We start from the raw sequence: 22,777 nt of genomic DNA on the forward strand, positions 1-22,777 counted from the left end.
CGTGGCCCGACGGGCCGACGGCGGTGTCCCGGGAGTCGTGCGAGCTCCCGGGGCGCCGTCGTCACATCCTTCGGTCGGCGTGCCTTCGGCTACCGGAAGATCCCGGTGTGGCCGAGCGAGTAGCGGCCGGGCTGCGGGTACACGGCGAGCCCGTGCGGTCCGCCGCCGACCGGGATCCGGGCGAGCTGCTTGCCGGTCACGGTGTCGATCGCGTACACCTCGGAGTTGTAGCGGCCCGACAGCCACAGCACCTTGCCGTCGGCCGAGACCCCGCCCATGTCGGGGCTGCCGCCGTCCGGCAGGGTCCACTTCTTGGTGAGCTTGTTCTCGGGGAAGCTGTAGACGGAGATGGTGCCCTCGCCGCGGTTGGAGACGTACATCTCCTTGGAGTCGCGGCTCACGTACAGGCCGTGGCAGCCCTTGCCCGTGGGCAGCAGCTTGGGGGTCTCGAACTTGTCCCCGCCGAGCACCCACATGCCGTGCGCCATCATGTCCGCGACGTAGAAGGTCTTCCCGTCCGGGGAGACCTTGACGTCCTGCGGCATGGCGCCCTCGAACGGCAGTTTCTGCTGGCCGATGACCTCCATCCGTTCGGTGTCGACCTTGAGCAGTTCGCCGGAGAACTCGCAGCTCACGATGAAGTACCGGCCGTCGGCGGAGAAGTCCGCGTGGTTGACGCCGTAGCAGGTCACCGGGACCGTCTTGACGCGGTCCATGGTGTGCGGATCGCGGAAGACCAGCTCCTTGTCCATCGAGGCCATGACGATGGCGTACTTGCCGTTCGGCGTGAAGTACAGGTTGTACGGGTCGTGCACCTCGACGGGCTTTCCGGCCTCGCCGGTGGCCGGGTTGATCGGGGTGAGCGTGTGGCCGCGGTTGTTGTTGACCCACAGGGTCTTCATGTCCCAGGAGGGCACCACGTGCTGGGGCTGGACGCCGACCGGGATGGTGTCGATGACCTGGTAGGTCACCGGGTCGATGACGGACACCGTGTTGGAGTTGGTGTTCGGCACGTAGACGCGGGACGGGAAGTCCTTGACCACCGGGGAGAGCTTGTTCGGCCGGTCCGCCGCGTAGACGTCGTGGGGATCGAGGAGCGGCGGCATGCCGGGCAGGCCGGGCGGGAGGGCCGGCACGGCCTTGACGGGCTTGGCGGGGCCCTTGGTGCCGAGCGCCTCGGCGGGCCCCTTTTCGGCTGCGCCGCAGCCGGCCAGGGCGGCGAGGACCAGACCGGCCAGCAGCACGGTGACCTTCCGGGGAAGGCGGGTGGTGGTCATTGGGTCAGCAGCTCCGTGGTGGTCACCGCGCGCAGCTTGCGGCGCGCGAGTTCTTCGAGGAGGGGAGGCATCGCGTCGACCGTGTCCGCGTAGCCGAAGTGCAGGCTCACCACCGATCCGCCTTGGATCGTCCCGGTGACGGTGCGGATGACGGCCGCGGCGCCGGGCGAGGTGAAGTCGAGGGAGTCCACGTCGTACGAGAGGACGTGCGGGTAGCCGGCCCGCTGGGCCAGTTTCCGGACGAGCGGGGTCGCGTACTGGGTCTGGGAGGGCCGGAACCAGGTGCCGATGGAGCCGGTGAGTCGTTTGAGCCGCTGGGCGCAGCCGGTGATCTCGGCGTAGGCCTCCGCCTCGGGCAGGTCGTTGACCGCGAGGTGGCGCTGGGTGTGGTTGCCGAGTTCGTGACCGCCGTCGAGGATGCGGCGGGCCATGTCCGGGTGGGCGTCGAGCCAGGTTCCGATCGCCAGGACGGTGACGCGCGCGCCCCCGCGTTCGGCCTCGGTCAGGACCGCCCGGGCGAGGGCGGGGTCCCCGTTGCCGTGGAAGGTGAGGGCGACGCGGGGGCGGTCGCGCGGGCCGTGGGCGATCTCCACGGGCTGCCCGGGGAACCGGCGCGGGGCGGCGGCGGCCGCCTTGGCGGGGCGGTCGGGTCTGGCCGGTCCGGGGGGCGGCGCGGAGGAGACGGGGGCGGGGCGGCCCGGTCCGCAGGCGGCGGTGAGGCCGGCCGTCGCGGTCGCGGCCGCTCCGAGACCGGCCGCACGCAGGGCCCCGCGCAGGGCCGCGCGGCGGCCTGGTTGTGAGAGCACCTGCCCATTTAAGGGCTGGATGACCCGGAAGGTAATGATTGACCCAATTCGGGACGTCCACCGGAAGGGGCTGAACGAGTGGTCGATCCTCTATGTGATCAACGATTCACTCAGAGGTTCCGATAGTTATTCATAGATTGCGAGGTGAGTGGCCCACCTCACCTAGGATTTAGCTAGAAAGTCTTATGATTTGCACACTTATGTCCAAGTAGGGACTTTTGGCGTTTGGACCCTCGTCTGCCATAGTCGGAACCACGGCTTCCCCATTGACCCGAGCGAAGTCGCCACGCCGAGGATCACACCCCCTTCGATCCTCGGCGCACCCATGAAGCCCCCACACCGCCCCACCACGGCGAGCCGGGGGCTTCAGGCATTTCTCCGGCGCTCAGGCGTTCTGGCGGTCGGCGACCCGCATCTCGAACCAGGTGATCTTCCCGCGCGGCAGCAGGTCGGCGCCCCAGCGGTCGGACAGCTTGTCGACGAGGAAGAGGCCCCGGCCCGTGGTGTCGAGCTCGTGCACCGGCATCAGGCAGGGCAGTCCGCGCGAGGGGTCGCGCACCTCCACCCGGATCCAGCCGCGCCGCCGCAGCATGCGTAAGCCGAAGGAGCGGGCCCCGGTGTGCCGCACCGCGTTGCCGACGAGCTCCGAGACCAGCAGGACGGCGTGTTCGGCGATCTGCGGCGAGAGTCCCCAGAGGCGGATCACCACGCACTGGGTGAGCCGGCGCGCCGTGCTCGCCGACTCCGGCATGGACGGCAGCGTCACTTCCGCCTCGGCCGGATTCCCGTACAACTCCAGCGCCTTGAGGCCCTGTTCGTCCTCAAGAGCCGCCGTGAGCCGTACCGCCGAAGCGCTGCCGCGCTGCCGCGGCTGTTCCACACCCTCCAGGCCCGCCATGCACCCATCATGGACGGCCGAGCTGCCCCTCCGGGCGGTTCCAGGGGAAAACACCCCCCGGATTCAACGAAACCAAGGGGGTGCCCCGTCATATGCGGGAGGCAACAAAGATGCTTCAATACCCGGTTTGACCTGCGGTGACACACCGCAGGGAATCGATCACCGTGAGTGGATCACCGTTTCCGCTTAAGGCTGCCTTAAGGCCTGGCTAATCCACCCACAGGGAGGAGACCGCCGCAGCGATCAGACGAACTTGGCCTTGCCCGGGCCCTCTTCGACGAAGCTGCGCATGCCGCGCTCCCGGTCCTCGGTGGCGAACAGGCCCGCGAACCAGTTGCGTTCGATGGTCAGACCGGTATCGATGTCGGCCTCCAGGCCGGCGTCCACGCACTCCTTGGCGGCGCGCAGCGCCATCGCCGGACCCTGCGCCAGCCGGGCGGCCCACGCGTGCGCCTGCTCGTACACCTCGGCGGCGGGCACGACCCGGTCGACCAGGCCCAGGGTGAGCGCCTCGTCGGCCTTGACCATGCGTCCGGTGAAGATGAGGTCCTTGGCCTTCGACGGGCCGACCAGCCGCGACAGCCGCTGGGTGCCGCCCGCGCCGGGGATCAGGCCGAGCAGGATCTCGGGCTGGCCGAGCTTGGCGTTGTCGGCGGCGATCCGGTAGTCGGCGCACAGCGCGAGCTCGCAACCGCCGCCCAGCGCATAGCCGGTGACGGCCGCGACGACCGGCTTGGGGATGCGGGCGACGGCGGTGAAGGCGTCCTGGAGCGCACGGGACCGGGCGACCATCGCCGCGTGGTCCATCGTCTGCATCTCCTTGATGTCCGCGCCCGCCGCGAACACCTTCTCGCCGCCGTAGATGACGACGGCGCGGACGTCGGCCCGGTCGGTCGCCTCCACCGCGAGCTCGCGCAGCCGGTCCTGGGTGGCGATGTCCAGGGCGTTCATGGGCGGCCGGTCCAGGCGGATGGTGCCGACGCCTTCGGAGACTTCGAGAGAGATGGTCATACGGGCCAGGTTAGCCGCGGTTAACGCGAGCCGGCCCGGTGCTGTGTGTCACAGCACCGGGCCGGCCTCAGGGGGTCGGGGGCCCGCCTACTTGATCCACTCCGCCCAGTCCATGTTCCAGCCGTTGAGGCCGTTGTCCGGGGCGATCTGCTTGTCCTTGGAGTTCTTCACGATGACCACGTCGCCGATCAGGGACTCGTTGAAGAACCAGGCGGCGGGCTGGTTGCCGTCGCCGGCGCCGCGGACGTCCTTGAGGCCGACGCAGCCGTGGCTGACGTTCTCCGAGCCGAACGTGCCGGAGGAGGCCCAGTAGTTGCCGTGCACGAAGGTGCCCGAGTTCGACAGGCGCATCGCGTGCGGGACGTCGGAGATGTCGTACTCGCCGCCGAAGCCCACGGTCGCGCCGTTCATCCGGGTGACCTTGTACTTCTCGCTGATGACCATCTGCCCGTTGTAGGTGGTGGTCGACGGGGCGCCCGCGGTGATCGGGAGTTTCTTGATGACCTGGCCGTCGCGGACGACCTCCATGTGCTTTTCGCTCGCGTCGACCGTGGAGATCTGGGAGCGGCCGATCTTGAAGGTGACCGTACGGGTCTGCTTGCCGTAGACGCCCGGGCGGCCCTCGACGCCGTCGAGGGCGAGCTTCACGGTGACCTTGGTGCCCGCGGCCCAGTACTTCTCGGGGCGGAAGTCCAGGCGGTCGTTGCCGAACCAGTGGCCCTCGACCGGCACGGCCGGCTCGGCGGTCACGGTGATGGCCTTCTCGACGGCCTCGGGGTTGGTGATCCCACGGGAGAAGTTGATCGAGACCGGCATGCCCACGCCGACCTCCGCGCCGTCCTCCGGCGTGTAGTGGCCGACGAAGGTGTTCGTCGGCGTCAGGGTGGTGAAGGTGGTGTCCTTGGCGGACTCCCGGCCGGCCTCGTCCTTCGCGACCGCGTGCACCTTGTACTCGGTGGCGGAGGCCAGGTGGCGGGCCGGCTCCCAGCTCGAACCGTCGTCGGCGAGCTTGCCCTCGACCGCGTTGCCCTTGGTGTCCGCGACGGTCACCGTGGTGAGCTTGCCCCCGCTGCTGGAGATCTTCAGGACGCCGCTCGTGGCGACCTCCTTGGCCCCGTCGTCGGGCTTGACGCTGACGACGGCCTTCGAGGCCTCGGTCCCGTTCTTGGCGCCACCCCCGGCGTTGTCGCCGCCGCCGCTGCTGTCACTCCCGCCACCACCGCTGCACGCGGTGGTGAACAGCAGGGCCGCCCCCAGCAGAAGGGCCGGCAGGCCGGTGCGGGCGCGGCCGCGTATCGGCTGCAGGTTCACTCTTGTTCTCCCCATGTCCCCCGCGCGCGGACAGTCGCGCGCTTGTCGACAGGAAATCACATGGGCAGATCACGATGAGCCACGGTCTTGTCACCGTTCCGTCCCAACATGCTGATCAGCGGCCGGATCGGCCGTCGGGGACGGTCGGCGGGAGGGGCGGGAGGGAGGCAGGTCAGTCCTCGGTGCCCGGCTTGGTGCCCCACACGTAGACCGCGTCGCCCTCGGTGAGCAGGTCCCAGAGGCGCGCCGCGTCCGGTTCGGTGAGGTTGACGCAGCCGGCCGAACCGCTGCTGCCGTAAAGGGAGTCGGGCGTACCGTACAGGGCCTGGCCGCCGTCGAAGAACTGCGCGTAGGGCATGGGTGCGTCGTACAGCGTGGAGACGTGGTCCTTGCTGCGCCAGTACACCTCGTGCCAGCCCGGCCGGGTCTCCTCGGAGTCGCGGCCGGTGCGGATGGGCACCGGTGGGAAGACGACGCGGGTGCCCCGCTGCACCCACAGCAGCTGGCGGTCCATGTCCACGCAGGTCACCCGGTGTTCGCGGACGGGGCAGTCGCCCGCGGCGTTGGGGTCCGGGCGGGCGGTCACGACGAGCATCGTGCGGTAGGTGGCGAGGCCCGCGTAACCGTCCGCGGGGTCGACTCCGTTCGCGCGCTGGAAGGCCCGGACCGCGGTGCAGTCCGCCGCGGACTGCACCCCGTCGACCGGCCGGCCCAGGTGGCCCTCCAGCTCCCGCTGGTAGGGGCCGGTGCCCGCCGCGCACGCGCTCTCCGGTTCCGCCGGGCCGGCCGCCGCCGGGGACGGGTGCAGGGCCGCCAGTGCGACAGGGCGCCGACCGCCGCCGCCCGCGCTGCCGGGCCGGTCCCCTGACGTGCGGCCATCGGCGCCTCCTCGGGCCTGCGGACGTGACGGTCGCAGCCCAGCCAACCCGTGGGGCGGGGGTACTGCTCGCGCTGGTGCGCCGGCGGGGTGAGGAGCTCACTCCACCGGCGCACCGGGTCGTGCTCGAACCGGGCCGGCGTCAGGCCCGGGGCCCCTTGGCGTCCTTCGGGTGGCCGGGGTGCCCGGAGTGCTTCGGGTGCTCGCCCTTCCCGTGGCCGTGGTCCTTGCCGTGGTCGCCCTTCCCGTGGCCGTGGTCGCCCTTGCCGTGGCCGCCCTTCCCCTTGCCCTTGCCGTGGCCGTCGCGCTCGTTCCGCAGTGTGACCAGGAGCCGGCCCCCCGGCGTGGCGCCGTCCAGCCTGAGCGGTCCGGTCACCCGGTCCGCGGGCAGGGCGTAGCCCTCGGGGACCGCCGTCTCGACCAGGTAGTACCAGCCCTCGGGGAGCGGGCCGAAGTCGCAGACCCCGCCGCGGTCCGTGGCGCAGCCGTCCGCGACCCGGCGGTCGGCGTTGATGCCGCGCGTCTGGAGCCCGGCGGTGTCGTTGGTCTCCTGCCACACCTCGAACACCGCGCCGCGCAGCGGCCGTCCGGTCTTCGCGTCCTGCTTCACGATCCGGATGGAGCCCTCGTACTCCTCGCTCCGCGCGTTCGCGACGGCGACCTCGATGCCGTCCCTCACGTCGCCCTCGTTCAGGTCGAAGCGGGTGACCGGGTCCGCGGGCGGTTCGTAGCCGGCCGGGACGGCGGTCTCCCGCCAGTAGTACGTCTCGCCGACCGGCAGCTCCACGGTGCAGGCGCCCCGGGCGTCGGTCTCGCAGGCGGCGTCCAGCAGGGTGTCGCCTCCGGGCGTGACGGGCTGGAGCCCCGCGGTGCCGTTGCTCTCCCGCCACAGCTCGAACCGTGCGCCGGGCAGCGGCCGGCCGGTGGCCGCGTCGGTCTTGCGCAGCACCACCCGTGCGCCGTCCGGCGGCTGCGGGGTCCGCCGGTTGTCCGCCTCGTAGCGGACGCCGGCCGAGGCGTTCGCGGCGGTCAGCCTCACTTCGTGGACCGTCTCGGCCGGCAGCTCGTAGCCGGGGGGCGCCTGCGTCTCGCGCCAGTAGTACGTGCCGGGCGTGGCGGTCTCCTCGCACCGCCCGCCCGCCCGCGTGGTGCACTCGGCGACGCGGGTGTCGGCGTCCGCACCGCCGGTGGTCTGCAGGCCGGCGGTGCCGTTGGTCTCCCGCCACAGCTCGAAGCGGGCCCCGGCGAGCGTGGCGCCCGTGTCCCCGTCCCGCTTGAGGACCGAGAGGGAGCCGGTGACCGGGGCCGGGCCCCCGCAGTCGGGCAGGTCGCCGTTGAAGGGGTAGGCGTGGAACTCCTGGCCGCCGCCCCCGGCCGTCGCGCTGCCGTGGGTGACGGAGCCGGTGGTGAGGAAGCGGCCGTTGATGCCGGGCAGCGTGACGGTGGTCTCGGAGGTCTGCTGCCCCATCAGGAAGCTGCCCTGGAACTGGCCCCCGCCGGTCAGGCGCACGGTGGTGGCGTCGGGGAAGTTCCACAGCAGGCGGTCGCGGTAGGCGTTCAGCGGGTCGGTGTCCTGGATGCCGCCGCTGTAGGTGTTGATCGTCCGGTCGGCGCCCAGGACGTTCACCAGGACGGTGGCCGTGTCCGGGATCCGGGCGAACCGGATGCCCTGCTGGCCGCCCCCGTTGCCCACCAGGTCCGCGTTCACGTTGAAGACCTGGAGCGGGGAGGTTCCGTCGCCGGTGAAGACCGTCTCGTAGCGGTTGTTGACGGCGGTTCCGGTGGCCGGGCGCGGCTGCCCGTCGACCCGGGCGTAGCACTGGCTGGCGGCGCTGAGCCTCTCGCGCAGTCCCGCGTACGGGGCGACCGCCGCGGCGTCGGGGACCAGGCGGCCGGACACCCTGCCGGTGACCGGGCCCGCGTGGCGGACCACGCCGCCGTCGGCGAGCAGGCGCTCGTCCGGGGGGACGGTGATCCCTCCGCCGGTGGTGAGGAAGTCGGCTCCGTCCGGCGGCGGCACGAGCGATCCGGCGCCGACGATCCCGACGTTGTAGCGGCTGTCGCCGCCCGCCGCCTTGTCCTGGTCGAAGTCACCGAGGACCACGAGGCGGCCCTCGGCCTCGGAGGCGCTCCCCCGGACCCGGAAGTCGCCGCCCGCGAAGATGTTGATGCCGTTGTCCCGGCCGCGCAGTACGCCGTCGCTGTGGAGGGGCGGGTACGGGTCCGGGCAGCGGCCGGGGACGCAGGGTCCCAGCCCGTCGGGCAGCGGGGCCCGGGCGGCCGCGGCCGGCCGGCCCGTGCCCGGGGCCGCGCCCGGGTCCGCGGCGAGGGCCGTGGGGGCCGCGGCGGCCAGCACGGCCCCGATCGCGAGCCCGAGGGTCCAGTTCCTTGCTGACATGACGCTCCGTCCGTTTCCGGCTGCCCTGTTTGCCCTGATTGCCCTGACAGGCTGGGGGTCGGGCGCCGGTGGACGGGGCGCGGACACTCTCCGCTACGTCATTCCGATCACACGGGTCACTCGTACGGCGCCGCCGTACGGCGTTCAGACGATGGCGGAGCCGGCGACCCAGTCGGCCCAGGACATGTTCCAGCCGCCCAGCCCGTTGTCGGGGGCGACCGTCTTGTCCTGCGAGTTGACGACCTCCACCACGTCGCCGATCAGGGTCCGGTCGAAGAACCAGCCGGCGGGGGTGTCGGAGCCGCCGCCCTTGTCGTCGCGCAGGCCCACGCAGCCGTGGCTCACGTTGGTGGAGCCGAAGGTGTCGGGGCTGGACCAGTAGTTCCCGTGCAGGAAGGTTCCCGAGGCGGTGAGCCGCATGGCGTGCGGGACGTCGGGGATGTCGTACTCGCCGCCGAAGCCGACGGTCTGGCCGTTCATGCGGGTGACGTCGAAGAGCTCCATCACCACCATCTTCCCGTTGTAGGTCGTGGTCTTGGGCGCCCCGGCGCTGATCGGCAGGGTCGACAGCAGCTCCCCGTCCCGGCGGACCTCCATGGTGTGCGCGGTCGCGTCCACCCGGGAGATCTGGGAGCGGCCGACGGTGAAGGTGACGGTCTTGGACTGGATGCCGTACGAACCGGCCGCGCCCTCGACGTCGCGCAGGTCCATCTTCACGGTGACCTTGGTGCCGGCCTTCCAGTACTCCCTGGGCCGGAAGTCGAGCCGGTCCCTGCCGAACCAGTGGCCGACGACCTGCACGGCCGGGTCGGAGGTGACGGTGATGGCCCGCTCCACTTCGGCGCGCCGTTCGATCGCGCGGTTGAACTTGAAGGAGACGATCATGCCGGTGCCGACGGTGGAGCGGTTCTCGGGCTTGAAGTAGCCGATGAACCGCTCCTCGGGAACGTAGGTGGTGAAGCTGGTGTGCCGGGCCTGGCGGCGGTTGTGCCCGTCGAGGGCGACGGCGTCCACGGTGTACTTGGCCGCGAGCGCGAGCCGGCCGGCCTCGGCGTCGGGGCTCCAGCTGAGCCCGTCGTCGGCGATGGAGCCGGGGACTTCCTCCTGCTGCGCGTCCTCCACCTTGGTGACGACGACCCGCTCCAGCCGGCCCTCGGGCACGGTGACCACCAGCCGCGCGTCGGCCTGGACCCCCTTGGCGTTGTCGTCGGGGGTGATGCGGATGGCCTCGTCCGGCGAGCGGGGTTTGCCGGGCAGTTGGATCTCGACCGGCGATGTGCCGTCCTTGGTGCATCCGGCCAGCCCGCCCAACAGGCCCGCCCATGCCGCCACGGCGGCCAAGCCCGCCCCTGCCCGCCTCGTCAGAAGTGTCACGATCCCTCCAACGACCGGGCCCCTCCGGGGGAAACGTGAGCGCGCGCCACGTTCCGGGCGGATCAGTCCGGGCAGAACAGTGTGAAGGACCAGACGGGGGCGGGCCCGGGCCGGGACGCCGGGGCCGCACTCTCCCCACCCCCGCAGGTACCCAGGAGCCGTGGAGGCGGGCAGTGTCGAGCGCAGCCGAGCAAGAGGCGGTGGAAGCCGTCGGCAACGCCGTCGATGCGGTGCGGGGCGGCCAGACCGCGCCCGCACCGCGGGTCGACGGACATCCGGGCGGCCAGCCGGGCGCCCATCCGAGCACCCGCCCGAACGGTCATCCGGGCGGCCAGTCGAACGGGCAGTCGAACGGGCAGGTCAAGGGGCAGGTGTTACGCGTCCACACGCGCCCGGGACCAGCGGTGTGGCCGGGCTCCTCGCATCCCCTGGGGGCCCGGTTCCACCACGGGCCGGAGGGGACGCCGGGCACCAACTTCGCCCTGTGGGCGCAGGGCGCGGAGGCGGTGGAGCTGTGCCTGTTCGACTCCGAGGGCGGCGAGACCCGCTGCTCGCTCACCGAGCTCACGCACGAGATCTGGCACGGTTTCGTGCCGGGCGTGCGCCCCGGTCAGCGGTACGGGTTCCGGGTGCACGGGCGCTGGGACCCCTGGACCGGTGCCCGGTTCAATCCGGCGAAGCTGCTCCTGGACCCGTACGCGCGGGCCGTCGACGGGGACTTCACCCTGCCGCCGGAGGTGTACGGGCACGTCCGGGACTGGCCGCAGCAGTACATCGCGGACACCGTGCGCGACGACCGGGACTCGGCGCCGTTCGTCCCGAAGGGCGTCGTCGTCCACGATGACGACGACTGGGCGGACGACGTCCGGCCGAAGACCCCGTGGGCCGACTCGGTGATCTACGAGCTGCACGTGCGCGGGTTCACGATGCGCCATCCGGGTGTTCCCGAGGAGTTGCGCGGCACGTACGCGGGGCTCGCCCATCCGGCGGCGGTGGAGCACCTGACGAAGCTGGGGGTCACGGCGGTCGAGCTGCTGCCCGTGCACCAGTTCGCGCACGAGGACCACCTGCTGCGCCGGGGGCTGCGCAACTACTGGGGCTACAACTCGATCGGCTACTTCGCCCCGCACGCGGGCTACTCGGCGTCCGGGACGGCGGGGCAGCAGGTCGGCGAGTTCAAGCGGATGGTGCGGGCCCTGCACGCGGCCGGGATCGAGGTGATCCTCGACGTCGTCTACAACCACACGGCGGAGGCGGGCGAGCTGGGTCCGACCCTGTCGCTGCGCGGGATCGACAACCGCGGCTACTACCGGCTCCAGTCCGACCAGCGCCGCTACGCCGACTACACGGGCTGCGGCAACACCCTGCACGCCGGGCGCCCGCACGTCCTGCGCCTCATCACGGACTCGCTGCGCTACTGGGTGACGGAGATGGGGGTGGACGGCTTCCGCTTCGACCTGGCGGCGGCGCTGGCCCGTTCGATGCACGACGTGGACATGCTGTCGCCGTTCCTCGCGGTGATCGCCCAGGATCCGGTGCTGCGGCGGGTGAAGCTCATCGCCGAGCCCTGGGACGTGGGCTCGGGCGGCTACCAGGTGGGCGCGTTCCCCCCGCTGTGGACGGAGTGGAACGACCGCTACCGCGATGCCGTACGGGACTTCTGGCGGGGCGCGCTGCCCGACGTACGGGACCTCGGGTACCGGCTCTCGGGGTCGAGCGACCTGTACGCCTGGGGCGGGCGGCGCCCGTACGCCTCGGTGAACTTCGTCACCGCGCACGACGGATTCACCCTGCGCGACCTCGTGTCCTACGAGCGCAAGCACAACGAGGGCAACGGGGAGGCCAACCGGGACGGGACCAACGACAACCGCTCGTGGAACTGCGGGGAGGAGGGCGAGAGCGAGGACGCCCGGGTGGGCGCGCTGCGCCGCCGTCAGCTGCGCAACCTGCTGACCACCCTGCTGCTGTCGACGGGGGTGCCGATGCTGGTGGCGGGCGACGAGTTCGGGCGCACGCAGGGCGGCAACAACAACGCCTACTGCCAGGACAACGAGACGGGGTGGGTGGACTGGTCGCTGCTGGAGGACCCGGCGTGGCGGGAGCTGTTCGCGCTGACGGAGCGGCTGATCTCGCTGCGGCAGGCCCACCCGGTGCTGCGGCGGCGGGCGTTCTTCTCGGGGCGGCCGCAGGGGGCGGACGGGCTGCGGGACCTGGCCTGGTTCACGCCGGCGGGCGCGGAGATGACGGAGCGGGACTGGTACGCGCCGGCCGCCGCGCTGGGGATGTACCTGTCGGGGCGGGACATCCCGGGCCGTGACGAGCGGGGCCGGCAGGTGACGGACGACAGCTTCCTCGCGCTGCTGCACACCGGGGACCGGCCGCTGGCCTGGGTCCTGCCGGGGGCGCCGTGGGCGGAGGCGTACGAGCTGGTCCTGGACACCTCCCTGGAGAGCCAGTCCGAGGCGCCCCGCACCCGTCACCGCGGCGGGGAGAGCCTGACGGTCCCGGCCCGCTCGGTCCTGCTGCTGCGGGTCTGCGGGCCCGGGGCGCGGGGGCCGTCCGTGTGAGGGGGCGGCGGCCCGCGGGCTGCGCGCGCCGCCGCCTCCGCGGGCGTCCGGGCATCCGGACATCCGGAACGACTCTCCTGTTCGCCCTGCGATGATGTGTTCGACATCGTTCAGAGGGGGTCCTGCATGGGCAGAGTCAACACCGCGCTGCAGGAACTGCGCGGGGCGCAGAAGTCGGCGAAGGGGGTGTCGCTGTACTCGCGGTTCGTCAACCGGCCCGCCGGGCGATACCTGGCCGCCGGTTCGTACGCGCTCGGGCTCACCCCGAATCAGGTGACGCTGGTCAGCGCCGCCTTCAGCTTCGCCGCCGTGGCGGCGCTCGCCCTGTGCGCGCCCTCGTGGACGCTGGGGATCGCGGTGTGGGCGGCCCTCGCCGTCGGCTTCGCCTTCGACTCCGCGGACGGGCAGCTGGCCCGGCTGCGCGGCGGGGGCAGCGCGGCCGGCGAGTGGCTGGACCACGTCGTGGACGCGGCCAAGCTCACGGCGCTGCACGCGTGCGTGCTGATCGCCTTCTACCGCTTCCCCGAGGAGTACGGGACGACGGCCGACGGCTGGCTCCTGGTGCCGCTGGGCTTCCAGTTCGCCGCGGTCGTCACCTTCTTCGGCGGGCTGCTGACGGAGAAGCTGAAGGCCAAACCGGCCCCGGGCAGCCCCGCGGCCGCCCCCTCGACCCTGCGCGCGGTGGCCCTGCTGCCCGTGGACTACGGGGTGTTCTGCGTGGTGTTCGTGCTGCTCGGCGGCGGGAGGCTGTTCACCTGGGCGTACGCCGGGCTGGGCGTGGTCGCCGGGCTGTTCCTGCTGGCCTTCCTCGCGAAGTGGTTCCGGGAGCTCAGCGCCGCTCCCCGGTGACCTGACCGGGGAGGGCGGGGGGTTCCGCGAGCGCGTCCAGCGCCCGGCGCAGCTGGGTGCTGGACGTGTGCACGGTGTAGGGGAAGTAGACGACGTCGACGCCGTGGGCGGCGAAGTCCTTCTCCAGCCGGTCGCCCTTGGGCGTGCCGCGCCAGTCGTCGCCCTTGAAGATGACGTCGAAGCGGACCTGCTTCCAGGTCTCCACCTTGTCCGGGACGGTCTCCACGAAGGCGGCGTCCACGTACTTCACGCTGCGGACGATCTCCAGCCGCTCGACGAGCGGGATCATCGGGCGGCGCCCCTTGGCGAGTTCGGCCATCTCGTCGGAGACCACTCCGGCGACGAGGTAGTCGCACCGGCTGCGCGCGTGGCGAAGGATGTTCAGATGTCCGATGTGGAACAGATCGTAGGCTCCCGGCGCGTAGCCGACTCGGTACGGTCTACGCGCCGGCGCGCCAAAGTCGGACATGTCGTGCTCCGTCATCTGTTATCCCCAGCCGCCGCACCCCCCGGTGCAGCCGATTAGCAGACAATAGCGTGCACGTTCCGCAGCATGCGGGTGAACGAATAGGGTGACGTGCGCATCATCCAGGGGAAGAGGGGACGCTCGGTGTCCAGATCCGGTCAGCGGCGCATGCTGCTGGTTTCCACCAATTACGCTCCGGAGCACGCGGGGATCGGCCCGTATGCCACCCAGATCGCGGAGCACTGGGCGGATCTCGGCCACGAGACGCACGTGCTGGCGGGCATGCCGCACTACCCGGCGTGGTCCGTCGAGCCGGAGTACAAGGGGGCGCTCCAGCGCACGGAACGGCGCGCGGGCGTCACCGTCCACCGGCGGGCGCACACCGTGCCGCCACGTCAGACCGCCGTGAAGCGCGCCCTCTTTGAAGGATCGATTCTGCTGCACGGCGCCGTGGCCCCGCCCCGGATGCCCAAGCCCGACGCGGTGCTCGCCCAGATGCCCAGCCTGGCCGGCGGGGTGCTCGCCGCCCGGCTCGCGGCCCGCTGGAAGGTCCCGTACGTCCCCGTCGTCCAGGACCTGATGGGCGCCGCCGCCGCGCAGAGCGGGATCAGCGGCGGGGACAAGGCCGCCGCGATCGCCGGCCGCGCCGAGGCGTACGCCCTCAAGCGCGCCACCCTCGTCGGCGTCATCCACGAGACCTTCGTGGACCGGGTGGTCGCCATGGGCGTGGACCCGGGCCGGATCCGCCTCGTCCCCAACTGGTCGCACGTGGCGGTCCCCACGAAGCCGCGCGGCGAGACCCGCCGCCACCTCGGCTGGGGCCCCGGCGAGACCGTCGTCCTGCACTCCGGGAACATGGGCCTCAAGCAGGGACTGGAGGTCCTCGTGGGCGCCGCCAGACTGGATCCGAATGTCCGCTTCGTCCTGATGGGCGACGGCAGTCAGCGCGCCGCGCTCGCCGATCTGTCGGCCGATGTACCGAATCTGGACATCATCCCCCCTGCCGCGGACGGCGAGTTCCCGGATATCCTCGCCGCGGCGGACGTACTCGCGGTCACGCAGCACGCTGCCGTGCTGGACATGAGCGTGCCGTCGAAACTCACCTCCTACTTCCAGACCGGCCGCCCCGTCGTCGCCTCCGTGGCGGCGGAGGGCGGCACCGCCCAGGAGGTGGAACGCTCGGGCGCGGGGGTGCTCGTACCGCCGGAGGACCCTGAGGCCCTGCTGAAGGCCGTACGGGCCCTGGCCGAGGACCCCGAAGGCGCGGACGCACTGGGAGCGGCCGGACCCCGCCACGTGGCGGCCCATCTGAGCCGTGAAGCGGGCCTGGCCCGCATCGACGCACTGATAGACGAAGCACTTGGGGGACCCCGGCCGTGATCGAGACGAACCGCCCTGCAGCGGCGCCGGCCGACGACGAACCGGATCTCCTCAGGGACCAGTTCCGGCAGCTCCTGCGCTACCGCAGACTCATCGGCGCGGGCATCGGCATCGGCCTGCTGGGCGGCGTCTACCTCGGCATCTCCACGGCCGACACCTACGTCGCGACCGCCGACGTCGTGCTGCGCGCGCCCACCGACGACCCGTTCAACCCGAGCCTCGCCCCCGACAAGGCGATCAACATCGGCTCCGAGCGCCAGGTCGCGCTCAGCTCCTCCATAGCCAACGAGGCGGCGAAGAAGCTCGGCGTGTCCGCGTCCGGCTTCGCCGCCCTGCGCAGCGGCCTCCAGGTCACCAACCCGCCGCAGACCATGGTGCTGCGCTTCACCTACACGGCGTCCTCCCCCAAGGAGGCCGCCAAGCGCGCCAACGCGATGACCGAGGCGTACCTGCTCAAGCGACAGGAGTCCCTCGACGCCACCCGCGACAAGATGGTCAAGGGCTACAAGGAGCAGCGCGACCCGATCGCCAAGCAGCTCGACGAGCTCTCCAAGGAGATCGCCCGGATGCCCGCCGGCGCCGGGCGCGACGCGGCCAGCTCCGCCAAGACCGACCTGCAGAGCGAGGTCGGCGGCTACAACACCAAGATCACCAAGCTCGAGGCCCTCGACATGACCCCGGGCCGCGTCACCAGCGCCGCGACCGCGCCCCCCGGAGCCGACGGCCCCGGCATCCTCATGTCCCTCGCGCTCGGCGCCGCCGTCGGCCTCGCCCTCGGCCTGCTGGCCGCCTGGGTCCGGCTCGTCTTCGACCCGGCGCCGCGCTCCGAGGGCGACGTGGCACGGGCCCTGCGCGCGCCCGTGCTCGGCTACCTGCCCCGCGACCGGACGGGCGGCGGACCGCTGCTCGCCGCCGGCGAGGCCGATCCCCGCCTCGCCGAGGAGTACCGCTCGGTGGCCTTCCGGCTCGCCTACGACTCCCGCTTCGCCGACCGCCGCCGACTGCTCGTCGTCGCCCCGCGCGGCAGCAGCGAGACCGCCGCCGCGGTGGCCGTGAACCTCGCCGCCTCCTTCGCGGAGACCGGCAAGGACGTGCTGCTGATCGAGGCCGACCTGCGCACCCCCGTACTGGCCAGCCAGCTGCCGACGGACGCCGGCGGCCGGCCGCGCTGGAGCCAGACCCCGGGCGGCCAGAAGGGCGGCGGACGGCACTCGGACTCCGAGTGGCCCGACGGGCGCCAGCTCGTCGTGGACGCCGGCGAGTCGGGCTCCTTCGACCTGATCCCCGGCGAGCGGGCGCGCAACGTGCCGCGCGCGCTGACCTCCCCCCGCGCCACCCGGCTGATCTCCGAGGCCGACTCCCCCAACGCGACCGTCGTCGTGCTCGCGCCGCCCGTGCTCTCCTACGCCGACGCCCTCGCCCTCGTCGACCGCGTCGACGGCGTCCTGGTCGTCTGCAACCCGCGCGGCGTCCACCGCACCGACCTGTCCCGGATCCGCGAGCTGATCAGCGGCGCCGGCGGCACGGTGCTCGGCGCGGTGCTGCACGCCCCGCTGCCCGGCGAGAAGCGCGGCCGCGGCAAGGACAAGACCCCGGACCCCGGCCCCGCCGCCGGTTCCCCGGCGGGCGGACCGAAGCCGCCGCAGCCGATCCCGTACGAGGTGGCCGAGCCCGAGCAGCACATCCCCGGTGACGGCACCGACACCGTCGCGCTGCGCACCGTGCGCATGGGCCGCAGATGAGCCGACGCGGCCTCGCCGCCGTCGCGTCGGTCCTGGACCAGGCCGCCTCCAGCGCCACGAACATCCTGGTGCTGGTGCTGGCCGCCCGGCTGTCCTCGGCGGCCGGGTTCGCCGACTTCTCGATGGTGTACGTGACCTTCAGCGTGCTCCTCGGACTGAACATGGCCTACGTCGGCCAGAGCCTCGTCCTGGAGAAGGGCGAACGGCTCGGCGCGCTGTGCCGCTCCGCCGCCGGCTTCACCGCGGCCGCGTCGGCCGCCGTGGGAGCGCTGCTCGTGGTGGTGGGCCTCGCGCTGCCCGCGACGCCCGGCCGGGCCTTCCTCGCGCTGGGCCTCGTCCTGCCGTTGGTGCTCCTCCAGGACGGGCTGCGCTACTGCTTCTCCGCGCTGCGCGCCCCCGAGCGGGCGCTGGCCGCGGACGCGCTGCGGCTGGTGTGCGTGGTCGCGGCGCTCGCCGTACAGCCCGAAGGGGCCTCGGCGGGGCGGCTGGTGCTGGTGTGGGGGCTCTCCGCGGTGCCCGCGCTGGGGCTGGGGCTGTGGCTGCTGCGGCCGTACGTCCGCGGCGCCCGCGGCGGTCTCGCGGGACTACGGCCGTATCTGCGCCGGGGTCACCTCGGGCAGCGGTTCGTGGTCGAGTTCGCGGTGGGCAACGGCTCCAGCCAGCTCGCCGTACTGGGCCTCGGCGTCTTCGCCACCCCGCTGGCCGTCGGCGCGCTGCGGGGTGCGACCACCCTCTTCGGGCCGCTGAACGTGCTGTTCAACTCCGCGAACTCCTTCGGGCCGCCGGTCCTCGGGCGGCTCGGCGGCAAGCGGGCCACCGTACGGGCGACCGCGCTGCTCGGCCTGGCGCTGGCCGCGCTCGGCGCGGGCTGGGCAGCCGTGCTGTACGCGCTGCCCGAGCGGGTGGGCCGTCAACTGCTCGGCGACACCTGGGCGGCGACGGCCGCGCTGCTGCCGGCGACGGGGGCGCAGTACGCGGTGATGGGGCTCGGCACCTGTGCGCTGCTGACCCTGCGGGTGCTGGCGCCCAAGGCGACGCTCTCCTTGCAGGTGGTCTTCTCGGTGCTGTCCGTGGGGCTGCTGCTCGGCGGGTACGCGGTGGGGGGTGTGGCGGGCGCCGCGTGGGGCCTGGCGGCCGGCTCCGCACTCAAGGCCCTGGCCGCGTGGCTCCGCGTGGCCCGGCTGAGCCCCCCCGCTCCGCAGGCCGACGAACCTCACCGGGCCCCCGCCCCTACGCCCTGACCCGCTGCGCGGAGCCGTCTCCCCGCCCCGCCCTTTCACCGTTTCCTGGGGCTCCGCCCCAGACCCCGCTCCTGGGCACGGGCAGGGCTAGCGCAGCGTCGTGCCGCGGTCCGTGCGGTACGTGGCGACCAGCGCGAGGCAGAGGGCGGCGATCGCCACCCGACCCGACGCCTGGAGCAACGGGCCGCGCAGCAGGATGAAGGAGTAGCCCGCGACCAGCGGGACGACCACCGAGATCAGGCTGCCCGGCGGCGACCTGCGCGTGGCCCGTTTCGCGTAGCGCCGGTCGACGCGGGCGGAGGCGTACCCCATGCCCAGCAGCCCCGCGCCCATGCCCAGCGGACCGAAGTCGAGCCACAGCTCCGCCCAGATCGGGGAGGAGAGGTTGGTGTTGACCGTGCCCATCCACTGGCCGACCATCACGCCCGTGTCCCGCGGCTTGCCCGCCCAGACCGCGCGGGGCACCGCGAAGAAGATCGACCCGGCCAGCTGGCGCCCGTAGAAGTGCCCGGGGCCCGACTCCGAGAAGGTGATGGTGTTCGCGAACATGCCGATCTGGTCGTAGTCCTTGAGCGCCATCGGCTCCAGGAAGGACGTGGTCTCGACCGGACGGTAGTTCTTCTCGTCGTACCGGAAGCGGTCGGCGAAGGGGAAGATCAGCAGCGCGACGACCACCGCCATCGACAGCGCCACCCGGTACATCGCCGCGCTCACCGGGAAGACGGTGAAGAGCAGCGCGAACATGACCGTCAGGAACCAGTACCGCGGGTTCGAGATCGGGTTGTTGACGATCAGGTTGAGGCAGGCCAGCGCCGCCCACGTGACGATGATCGACACCTTGCGGCGGGCGAACCTCGAGGTGATCAGCCAGCGGGTGTGGAGGAGCAGCGCGAGGAGCGCCGGTACGGTGCCGAAGCCGCGCAGCAGGGCCTGCCCGGCCTGGCCGTCGCCGTTGGAGACGCCCGCCTCCTCGATGCCCGCGATGATCTCCTGACGGCTGGAGAAGAAGACCGCCGGCCCGCCCAGCTTCAAGATGAAGACGGCGCTGCACAGGAACGAGAGAAGCGTCAGGAGCTGGAGCCGGCGCCGGTGCGCCATGACGGGCCTGGACTCCTTCTGGGAGCCGCCCGCTCGCCCGGCCGGCCGGTGACGGGCCAGCAGCACGCCGACGTCGAAGGCGGTGCAGCCGAGCAGCACGAGCCCGATGGCGACCGTCAGGTCGGAGCGCGGGCCGACGACCGGCGTCGGGACCTGGCCGAGGACGGCCTGCGCGAGCGGGGCCACGCCCATGGCCATGTAGACGAAGAGCCAGAAGGAGCCCTGGAGCAGCTTGCGTCGGCTGGTGAGCACCATCGCGGAGAGCCGGGCGCCCGCGTACATGGTGAGCAGGAGCTGGAGCCAGAAGGCCGCGTCACGGACGCCCGCGCCGTCCTGGACGGCGACGAACAACGGCAGGAAGACGGTGAATCCGAGCGCGAGCGGTACGGACAGCGCACGCGAGAGCAGGGTGCGCGGGAGGGTGGCCCGGCCCCACAGGCTCTCGTCCTCGAAGGGGGACGGGACCGGCTGCTTCGCGGGCGGCGCGGGGGGCTTGCGTATGTCCGTCGTCACTGCCGCCCCCACCCGATGTGCCTGGTCCGCGCGCAGTCTAGTCTGAGCGGGCCACGCCCGGGGAGGCGGCGGCGGAGTACTCATGGGGGCGACAGTTGCGGGATCTTCCTTCCTTCACGCTGGCCGGCTACGACAAGGGCCGCGGGCTGCTGACGCAGGCGCTCTGGTTCGCCGTGATGAACACGCTCTTCATGAGCTGGTTCTGTCCTGCCCGGCTGCGGGTGGGGCTGCTGCGCGCCTTCGGGGCGAAGATCGGCGAGGGCGTGCTGATACGCCACCGGGTGCGCGTGCTGTGGCCGTGGAAGCTCACCGTCGGGGACCACACCTGGATCGGTGAGGGCGCCTGGCTGCTGAACCTGGAGCCGCTGACGATCGGTTCGCACGTGTGCCTCTCCCAGGAGGCCATGCTGTGCACCGGCTCGCACGACCACCGGGCCGCCGACTTCCGCTACCGCAACGCGCCCATCACCGTCGAGGACGGCGCCTGGGTGGCCGTACGGGCGACCGTGCTGGCCGGGGTCACGGTGGGCCGCTGCGCGGTCGCCGGCGCGGGCTCGGTCGTGCACAAGGACCTGCCGGAGCTGACGCTGCAGACCCAGGACGGGCGTCGGCGCCCGGTGGAGGAGCCCAAGTGAGCACCCCGATGCGCGTGCTGCACGCCGTCACCCTGCACTCCCCCTCACACGCCTTCGGCGGGCCGGTGCGGGTCGCGCTGAACCTGGCGAAGGGGCTGCGCGACCGGGGCCACGAGGCGCGGCTGCTCGCGCTGGGCGAGGGCTTCGACGCGTGGCCCACCTCCGTGGAGGGCGTACCGGCGAAGCTGTTCCCCGCCCGCCGTCTGCTGCCCCTCGGTTTCAGCGGGATGACCTCGCCGGCGCTGCTGGCCTCGGCCGGCCGGCTGGTGCGCGACGCCGATCTCGTCCACGTCCACCTGGCCCGGGACCTGGTGACCCTGCCGGTGGCGCTGGCGGCGCTGCGGGCGGGCAAGCCGCTGGTGCTGCAGACCCACGGGATGGTGGACCCCAGCGAGAAGCTGCTGGCCAAGGTGCTGGACGCGGTGGCGGTACGCCGGCTGCTGCGCGGCGCGGACGCGCTGCTGTACCTGACCCCGCACGAACGCGAGGGCCTGGACGCGGTGGTGGGCGCTCCGCTGCCGAACGCGGTCCGCCTGGTCAACGGCACTCCGGCGCAGGAGGAGCGGCCGCCGTTGGCCGGCCCGCCGCGGATCCTCTACTCGGCGCGCCTGCAGGCCCGCAAGCGGCCGGTGGACTTCGTGGACGCGGCCCCGGCGGTCCTGGCGGCGCGTCCGGACGCGCACTTCGTGGTCGCGGGCCCGGACGAGGGCGAGCTGGGGGCCGTACGCGCCCGGATCGGGGAGCTGGGCCTGACGGACCGGTTCACGGTGCCGGGGGCACTGTCCGGGGCGGAGGTCCTGACGGAGCTACGCCGGGCGCACGTGTACGTCCTGCCCTCGGTGGACGAGCCGTTCCCGATGTCGGTGCTGGAGGCGCTCTCGGTGGGCGTCCCCTCGGTGGTCACGCACTCCAACGGCCTGGCCCGCGACGTCGCGCGGGCCGGTGCGGGGCACGCGGTGGATCCGGGACCGGCGGGCGTCGCCGCGGCCGTCCTGGCCCTGCTGGACCCGGCGGCCAACCGGGAGGCCTCGCTGTCGGCGCGCAAGCTGGCCGCGGACTCCTTCTCCATGGACGCGGTCCTGGACACCCTGCTCCCGGTGTACGAGGGCGCGCTGCGCGGGTGAGGCCCCGCCGCGGCGTCAGATGACGTCCCGGCGGTGCTCCTCCACGACCGGTATCGCGCCGGCGGCCCGGCGCCGCTTGTAGATGCTGGTGTACACGGCGAGGCCGATCCCGCCGACCGCCATCATGATCAGGCCGACCAGGTCGAGGTTGACGCTCTCCATCTCCCAGTCGCTGGCGAAGGTGAGGATGGCGCCCACCACGATCAAACCGATGCATCCGCCGATGCCCATGAGTCCGCCTTCCGCCGTTGTGGCTGTGACCGCGCGGATACCCGGGTCCGGGGCACGAAAACGCCCCCGGGGGCCGGGAGTCCGGTCCTCGGGGGCGTTGTCGTACGCCGATGGTGTGCCGCGGTGCTACGCGGGGATCCAGGCGTAGCAGCCCGAGGAGTTGAACTCCGTCGTGCCCGCCGGGATGGTCGCCGTGATCTTGTCGCCGGCCTTGGGCGGGGCCTCGGGGCCCGAGGCGAGGACGGCGCCGTCCTTGCCCTTGGCCTCCCAGGTGCAGTTCGTGGCCTGGGTCAGCGCCCGGTAACCGCCCGCCGCCGGGGCCTGCTTCGTGCCCTCGGCGAAGCCCTTCGCCGCCGCGGCGAGGATCGGCTGCTGGTCCGGGCACAGGAAGGTGATCGCGTCCTTGGCTCCGGGGATCTCCCCGGTGATGACGGCCCCGGTCGCCGCGTCCTTGTCGTGCTTCGCGGTGCGCGCCACACGCTGACAGGCCTCCTGGCCGGTCTGCAGGACGGCCGCCGGGTCCGTCTTCTCCGGGACCCGCCCGCTCAGGTACTTCTTCTCCTGCGCCGTGAAGCTGCCCGTCTTCGGGGTGAGCTTCGTGTCGGGCAGGACCGGGCCCGTCGGCTTCGCGTCGGCCGCGGGCTCCGCCGTGGCCGGGGCGTCCGCGGGATCGGGGGCCGCCGACGAGGCCGGGGGCTTCACCTTCGCCTCGGAGTCGTCACCGCCGGAGCTGCAGGCGGTCAGGGTCAGGGCGGCGGTCAGCAGGACAGCGGCCGCCGCGGAGCGTCGGTACATCGGATGGCTCCCGTACTACTTACAGGGGTGGGACGGGCGTGGGGGGGGGGGGGGGGGGGGGGGGGGGGGGGGGGAGAGGGGGGAGGGGGGGGGGGGGGGGGGGGGAGGGGGGGACCAACGTGGTTTGTTCCCTGCTAGGGGGAACACAACACAAACCCCCACCCACCCCCAACGACCCCAGCCT

General features: G+C 72.6%; 19 protein-coding genes. 7 read left to right on the top strand and 12 right to left on the bottom strand.

Annotation, left to right across the window (positions count from 1 at the left end; all coding sequences use genetic code 11):
- Window positions 1-89: 89 nt before the first annotated feature.
- From ACZ6JT_RS15120 to ACZ6JT_RS15155, 8 genes are all read right to left on the bottom strand, one after another.
- A complete protein-coding gene (locus ACZ6JT_RS15120) occupies window positions 90-1,277 on the bottom strand; it encodes a YncE family protein (protein WP_469210014.1) in 1,188 nt (395 codons plus the stop codon).
- Complete coding sequence (locus ACZ6JT_RS15125) at window positions 1,274-2,083, bottom strand: polysaccharide deacetylase family protein (protein ID WP_469210016.1); 810 nt, start codon at window positions 2,081-2,083, stop codon at window positions 1,274-1,276. The genes ACZ6JT_RS15120 and ACZ6JT_RS15125 overlap by 4 nt, the downstream gene beginning before the upstream one ends.
- Before the next feature lie 385 nt (window positions 2,084-2,468).
- Window positions 2,469-2,981 carry an ATP-binding protein gene (locus ACZ6JT_RS15130; protein WP_319723615.1) on the bottom strand — a complete coding sequence of 171 codons (513 nt, stop codon included), beginning with the start codon at window positions 2,979-2,981 and terminating at the stop codon, window positions 2,469-2,471.
- 243 nt (window positions 2,982-3,224) lie between these two features.
- Entirely contained in the window at window positions 3,225-3,992 is a 768-nt protein-coding gene (locus ACZ6JT_RS15135; RefSeq protein ID WP_351294952.1) for an enoyl-CoA hydratase/isomerase family protein, read from the bottom strand.
- 87 nt (window positions 3,993-4,079) lie between these two features.
- Window positions 4,080-5,318 (bottom strand): L,D-transpeptidase, encoded by a 1,239-nt coding sequence (locus ACZ6JT_RS15140; RefSeq protein ID WP_469210018.1) that lies wholly within the window; start codon window positions 5,316-5,318, stop codon window positions 4,080-4,082.
- A gap of 157 nt (window positions 5,319-5,475) precedes the next feature.
- Window positions 5,476-6,120 carry a L,D-transpeptidase family protein gene (locus ACZ6JT_RS15145; protein ID WP_469210702.1) on the bottom strand — a complete coding sequence of 215 codons (645 nt, stop codon included), beginning with the start codon at window positions 6,118-6,120 and terminating at the stop codon, window positions 5,476-5,478.
- A 202-nt stretch (window positions 6,121-6,322) separates the two neighbouring features.
- Entirely contained in the window at window positions 6,323-8,578 is a 2,256-nt protein-coding gene (locus tag ACZ6JT_RS15150) for a choice-of-anchor A family protein (RefSeq protein ID WP_469210020.1), read from the bottom strand.
- Window positions 8,579-8,722: 144 nt separating this feature from the next.
- Window positions 8,723-9,943 carry a L,D-transpeptidase gene (locus tag ACZ6JT_RS15155; RefSeq protein WP_469210708.1) on the bottom strand — a complete coding sequence of 407 codons (1,221 nt, stop codon included), beginning with the start codon at window positions 9,941-9,943 and terminating at the stop codon, window positions 8,723-8,725.
- A gap of 182 nt (window positions 9,944-10,125) precedes the next feature.
- On the opposite strand from ACZ6JT_RS15155, the gene glgX reads away from it, so the two are divergent.
- Together glgX and ACZ6JT_RS15165 are read left to right on the top strand one after the other, a co-directional pair.
- A complete protein-coding gene (gene glgX / locus ACZ6JT_RS15160) occupies window positions 10,126-12,519 on the top strand; it encodes a glycogen debranching protein GlgX (RefSeq protein ID WP_469210022.1) in 2,394 nt (797 codons plus the stop codon).
- Window positions 12,520-12,645: 126 nt separating this feature from the next.
- Window positions 12,646-13,368 (top strand): CDP-alcohol phosphatidyltransferase family protein, encoded by a 723-nt coding sequence (locus tag ACZ6JT_RS15165; protein WP_469210024.1) that lies wholly within the window; start codon window positions 12,646-12,648, stop codon window positions 13,366-13,368.
- Here the strand turns inward: ACZ6JT_RS15165 and ACZ6JT_RS15170 are convergent.
- Window positions 13,349-13,852: an FAD synthase family protein gene (locus tag ACZ6JT_RS15170; protein ID WP_376616656.1), complete on the bottom strand. Its 504-nt coding sequence runs from the start codon at window positions 13,850-13,852 to the stop codon at window positions 13,349-13,351. The two genes, ACZ6JT_RS15165 and ACZ6JT_RS15170, sit on opposite strands and share 20 nt — an antisense overlap.
- A gap of 150 nt (window positions 13,853-14,002) precedes the next feature.
- Here ACZ6JT_RS15170 and ACZ6JT_RS15175 point away from each other — a divergent pair, with 150 nt between their 5' ends.
- The 3 genes from ACZ6JT_RS15175 to ACZ6JT_RS15185 are packed head-to-tail and all read left to right on the top strand — an operon-like array spanning window position 14,003 to window position 18,197.
- Window positions 14,003-15,214, top strand: a complete 1,212-nt coding sequence (locus ACZ6JT_RS15175) for a glycosyltransferase (RefSeq protein WP_469210709.1) — start codon at window positions 14,003-14,005, stop codon at window positions 15,212-15,214.
- Window positions 15,211-16,956: a lipopolysaccharide biosynthesis protein gene (locus tag ACZ6JT_RS15180; protein ID WP_469210026.1), complete on the top strand. Its 1,746-nt coding sequence runs from the start codon at window positions 15,211-15,213 to the stop codon at window positions 16,954-16,956. Before ACZ6JT_RS15175 ends, ACZ6JT_RS15180 begins: the two co-directional genes overlap by 4 nt.
- On the top strand, window positions 16,953-18,197 hold the full coding sequence (locus ACZ6JT_RS15185) for an MATE family efflux transporter (protein ID WP_469210028.1): 1,245 nt from the start codon (window positions 16,953-16,955) through the stop codon (window positions 18,195-18,197). Before ACZ6JT_RS15180 ends, ACZ6JT_RS15185 begins: the two co-directional genes overlap by 4 nt.
- Before the next feature lie 87 nt (window positions 18,198-18,284).
- Here the strand turns inward: ACZ6JT_RS15185 and ACZ6JT_RS15190 are convergent, their stop codons facing one another.
- On the bottom strand, window positions 18,285-19,808 hold the full coding sequence (locus ACZ6JT_RS15190) for a hypothetical protein (RefSeq protein WP_469210029.1): 1,524 nt from the start codon (window positions 19,806-19,808) through the stop codon (window positions 18,285-18,287).
- Window positions 19,809-19,903: 95 nt separating this feature from the next.
- Here ACZ6JT_RS15190 and ACZ6JT_RS15195 point away from each other — a divergent pair, with 95 nt between their 5' ends.
- Window positions 19,904-20,443, top strand: a complete 540-nt coding sequence (locus ACZ6JT_RS15195; protein ID WP_469210031.1) for a WcaF family extracellular polysaccharide biosynthesis acetyltransferase — start codon at window positions 19,904-19,906, stop codon at window positions 20,441-20,443.
- 8 nt (window positions 20,444-20,451) lie between these two features.
- A complete protein-coding gene (locus ACZ6JT_RS15200; RefSeq protein WP_469210710.1) occupies window positions 20,452-21,567 on the top strand; it encodes a glycosyltransferase in 1,116 nt (371 codons plus the stop codon).
- 15 nt (window positions 21,568-21,582) lie between these two features.
- Here the strand turns inward: ACZ6JT_RS15200 and ACZ6JT_RS15205 are convergent, their stop codons facing one another.
- Window positions 21,583-21,798: a DUF6458 family protein gene (locus ACZ6JT_RS15205; RefSeq protein WP_030026053.1), complete on the bottom strand. Its 216-nt coding sequence runs from the start codon at window positions 21,796-21,798 to the stop codon at window positions 21,583-21,585.
- Between the two features lie 126 nt (window positions 21,799-21,924).
- Complete coding sequence (locus tag ACZ6JT_RS15210) at window positions 21,925-22,593, bottom strand: hypothetical protein (RefSeq protein WP_469210033.1); 669 nt, start codon at window positions 22,591-22,593, stop codon at window positions 21,925-21,927.
- Between the last annotated feature and the right edge of the window lie 184 nt (window positions 22,594-22,777).

The sequence above is a fragment of the Streptomyces sp. NPDC046308 genome, from assembly GCF_055588065.1.

What these genes read in the sequence shown, in the direction of transcription:
- ACZ6JT_RS15150 (WP_469210020.1), bottom strand. Translation starts at nt 8,578, where the DNA reads ATGTCAGCAAGGAACTGGACCCTCGGGCTCGCGATCGGGGCCGTGCTG.
- ACZ6JT_RS15140 (WP_469210018.1), bottom strand. Translation starts at nt 5,318, where the DNA reads ATGGGGAGAACAAGAGTGAACCTGCAGCCGATACGCGGCCGCGCCCGC.
- ACZ6JT_RS15170 (WP_376616656.1), bottom strand. Translation starts at nt 13,852, where the DNA reads ATGACGGAGCACGACATGTCCGACTTTGGCGCGCCGGCGCGTAGACCG.
- ACZ6JT_RS15135 (WP_351294952.1), bottom strand. Translation starts at nt 3,992, where the DNA reads ATGACCATCTCTCTCGAAGTCTCCGAAGGCGTCGGCACCATCCGCCTG.
- ACZ6JT_RS15130 (WP_319723615.1), bottom strand. Translation starts at nt 2,981, where the DNA reads ATGGCGGGCCTGGAGGGTGTGGAACAGCCGCGGCAGCGCGGCAGCGCT.
- ACZ6JT_RS15205 (WP_030026053.1), bottom strand. Translation starts at nt 21,798, where the DNA reads ATGGGCATCGGCGGATGCATCGGTTTGATCGTGGTGGGCGCCATCCTC.
- ACZ6JT_RS15120 (WP_469210014.1), bottom strand. Translation starts at nt 1,277, where the DNA reads ATGACCACCACCCGCCTTCCCCGGAAGGTCACCGTGCTGCTGGCCGGT.
- ACZ6JT_RS15185 (WP_469210028.1), top strand. Translation starts at nt 16,953, where the DNA reads ATGAGCCGACGCGGCCTCGCCGCCGTCGCGTCGGTCCTGGACCAGGCC.
- ACZ6JT_RS15200 (WP_469210710.1), top strand. Translation starts at nt 20,452, where the DNA reads ATGCGCGTGCTGCACGCCGTCACCCTGCACTCCCCCTCACACGCCTTC.
- ACZ6JT_RS15175 (WP_469210709.1), top strand. Translation starts at nt 14,003, where the DNA reads ATGCTGCTGGTTTCCACCAATTACGCTCCGGAGCACGCGGGGATCGGC.
- ACZ6JT_RS15165 (WP_469210024.1), top strand. Translation starts at nt 12,646, where the DNA reads ATGGGCAGAGTCAACACCGCGCTGCAGGAACTGCGCGGGGCGCAGAAG.
- ACZ6JT_RS15210 (WP_469210033.1), bottom strand. Translation starts at nt 22,593, where the DNA reads ATGTACCGACGCTCCGCGGCGGCCGCTGTCCTGCTGACCGCCGCCCTG.